Genomic DNA, 3,322 nt, shown 5'->3' on the forward strand with positions numbered 1-3,322 from the left:
GACCACGCGCTTGGTGGTCTTGCCCACGGCCTGGCTTAACTCTTCGATGGTCTTCTGCTCGGACGGGGTGAGGTAGAGCTTCACGCCCGCGCCGCCCTGCAGGGAACGGCGCGTGTTCTCGCCATAGATCTCGTCCAGCGCAGGGATGGTCTGGGTGACGATGGCCAGGTTTCCGCCGAAGGAACGCAGCGTCTTAATGCTTTCGGCCACGATCGGCATCTTTCCGAGGCGGTCAAACTCATCGAGCATGATCATCACGGGCCAAGGCTCATCATCGCCAGGCTCCTGCGCCTGCAGCGACGCGATCAGGTCCGAGAAGAACAGCCTGATCAGCGGAGCTAGGGGGCGGATCATCTCGGACTCGACCACGAGATAGATCGCGTGGGGGCGGCGTCGGATATCCCGAAAGGAGAAGTCCGAAGTCGCGGTGGCTGCGTCGATCGCCCGGTTGTCCCAGGTATCGAGACCCGAGGTCATCAAGAGCGACAGGTACGAGGTCAGAGTGTCGTTGTTGGTTGAGGCCATGCGCTCGAATATCAGCTTGGCCGACCTGTTCTTCACCTCATGCGCGCGCTTCAGATATTCCTTCTGCTTGTCGCCGCCCGAGGCAGTGATGCGGTAGATCTCGCCGATGGTCGGAACGCCGCGCTCGAAGGCCAGAAGGCCAGCCGCGACGAACAGGTCGATGCCGCCTGCCAGAAGACCGCTCAGCTTTTCGTTGTCGGTCTGCAGGAAGAGCTTGGCGGTCAGTTTCAGCTCCATCTGCTGGCGGTCAGGGTTGGTCATGGCCGCGATGCGAGCCAGCGGGTTGTAGCGGTGCGTGGGGCGGTCCCAATCAGTCGGCGCGAACCGGAACACTTTGTCGCCCATGCTGGCGCGGAAACGCGAGGTCTCGCGGAAGTTCTCACCCTTTACGTCGAGCACGACGGCCGAGCCTTTGTAGGTGAGCAGGTTCGGGATCACGAAGCCCACGCCCTTGCCCCGGCCGGTGGGCGCCACGATCAGCGCATGTGGGAAGGTCTTGGACACCAGGAACGGGCGCTTCGATTTCGGGGGGCCGAGCTTGCCGAGAAGGAAGCCGCCACCCGGTTTGGCGAAGAAGCCGTTGCGCTTCATCTCGCCCCGGGTCTGCCAATGCGTCGTGCCGAAGCGTGTGAGAGCATCGCCGAGAAGCGTAACGCTCAGCATCAGTGCTGCGACGCCGAAGCCCGCGAGGATCAGGTTCACCCAGAGGAAGTCGCGCGGGGCAGTGGCCCCAAGCGCCCGGTACTCCCGCGCAAGCAGGGTAATGTCGAAGTGCTGCGTAGACAGCCCGTAACGGATGGTCAGGTAGCCCGTGGCCACGACGTAGCCGATGGAGAGGCCGACCAGCGTCAGGCTCAGGATCCCGCCCGCGATCTTGCCCCTATCCATGGGTGATCCCCTTCTGTCCATGCGCCACGACGTGACGCGCGCGTTGCGCCTCGATCTGTTCCTCGGCCAACGCGTCGAGAACGCGCTCCATGGCAGGGCCGTGGGCGGTCACCTCGCTGCTCTCGAGATAGGCCTTGGCAAGTTCCAGCTGCCGCAGCGGGTCCTGGCTGAACTTGTCCAGTACCTCGGCATTGCCCACACGCAACGCTGCAACTGCGTCAGGCGTCAGGCTCTTGTCGATCTGCGCGACGAAGCGCTGCTGCTCCGCCTCTGACATTGGCGCCGGATCGCCGGCTTCTGCCCAGCGCAAATATTCGGCGACAGCAGGCGTCATCTCGGCGAGATACCGACGCTCGGCATAGTCTTGCCGCGCCTGGTCCTCGATCTCGAGGCTACGCTCACTGATATAGGCGCGCGACGCCCCCATGGCGCGCAGCCGGTTGACCTCCTCCTGAACTGCCGCACCAAACTCCTCTTCGGGCATTTCCGTGCGGTAGAGCGCGAGGATGCGTATGTCCTCGGTGATCGGGCCCAAGCGGTCGTAGGGTTCCCGCAAAGCAAGATCCATGTCGCCAGCATGAAGCGTCCGATCTTTCTCCTCCACGGCGTATTCCTGCGGCTTGCGGCTGTCAGTGATCTTGTCCCAAGCCATCGAGGCCAGTTCAGCATGATCAGGTGATCGTTGTGCATAGGCGTTGAAGGCGGCGCGGGCTTCTTCCACCTCGACGGCACCGGCCCGGCGCACGGAAGGGTCGTCCGAGAAGGGGTGGTCGAAATCCGTCCGGCGGAACTGGGCGACGAGGTCTTGGAAATCCCGGCGCTCGGACGGGGCAAAGACGTCAGGCCGTTCGTTAGCGAGATCGCGCTCCGGCAGTGTGAGACGCTCAGCGAGAGCAACCTCGCCATCCTCCGTCTCATCCACATCGTCTATCTCCCGGAGGATGCGCGCATCGGTCAAGGTATCGCCCAGGCGGATATGGACGGCTTCCAGCCGGTCCAGCGCTTCTTCGCGGTCCTCGCCCCTCTCCAGATCGAGATCGCCCGCCTTGGCGATGGCGCGAAGATCCTGTGCCAGCCACTGCCGTTCTAGTGCTGCGTTGCCGGCACCCTCGCGCATGCGGGCAGCCACGGCTTCGGGATCGATGCCGGTGCCCTGCAGCGCCTCGCTGAGGCGCGCCTTCACTGCATCATCGTCGAGGTGCGCGAGCTGGTCCTCGCGCATGTTGGCACGCGCATAGACCCCATCCCGGGACGGGGCGTCGAGAAGTGCTGTCGAGCGGTCCCCGAGCGGGTTCAGATGCGCGACCGAGGCCAGCACATCGGTAAGCTTGCGCTCGATCTCTGGCCGCTCGGCTGCGGGTGCCCGGTCGATCGCCGCCTCGATCTGACGGATGTTCTGGGAAAACTCGGTGATCAGCGTGTCGAAGGCTGTTTCGTCTTGGGACATGTAGATGGCTCCGTCAGATTGGACCTGACCGCCACCGGCAAGGATGATGCTGGCCCGCTCGAGTGCCTCGGCCACGTCATCGAAGTTCGACCGGGACGCCTCGACCGCCAGACCGCGATAGGTCAGCGCATTGCGCGCCACCGTCTCCAGGGCTGCGGCCAGATCGGCCCCCGTGCGTTGCCGCTCGACGGGGGGCCGGCCTTCGTCACGGGCCTTGTAGACTTCGTCGATCTCGGCGCGGTAGGTCGTGACCCCCCGGTCAAGACGCCGTGTCGCCTCGAGCCGGATCCCGTGGGCCTGCGCCGCCTCGACCATCGCCACCCGGAAGGCGTCGTAGTTGAAGTGGTGATCCTTCCCGAGAAAGAACATTTCGCCATCCTTGCTGCGGCGGTTCAGAACGATATGCGCATGTGGATGCGCGCGATCTTGGTGTATTGCAGCAATATAGTCGAATTGCGACCC

The 3,322-nt window shown here is 64.1% G+C and carries 2 protein-coding genes; both read right to left on the reverse strand.

All coding sequences use genetic code 11. The features are described 5' to 3' along the window. Positions 1-1,413, reverse strand: a 1,413-nt coding sequence (locus Q8M85_RS04940) for a type IV secretory system conjugative DNA transfer family protein (protein WP_305541041.1), incomplete at its 3' end; no start/stop codon positions are given. Then, positions 1,406-3,304 (reverse strand): relaxase/mobilization nuclease domain-containing protein, encoded by a 1,899-nt coding sequence (locus Q8M85_RS04945; protein ID WP_305541044.1) that lies wholly within the window; start codon positions 3,302-3,304, stop codon positions 1,406-1,408. The genes Q8M85_RS04940 and Q8M85_RS04945, both read right to left, overlap by 8 nt. Positions 3,305-3,322: the final 18 nt, after the last annotated feature.

This window comes from Tabrizicola sp. (genome assembly GCF_030694085.1).
Classification (GTDB): Bacteria; Pseudomonadota; Alphaproteobacteria; order Rhodobacterales; family Rhodobacteraceae; genus Tabrizicola.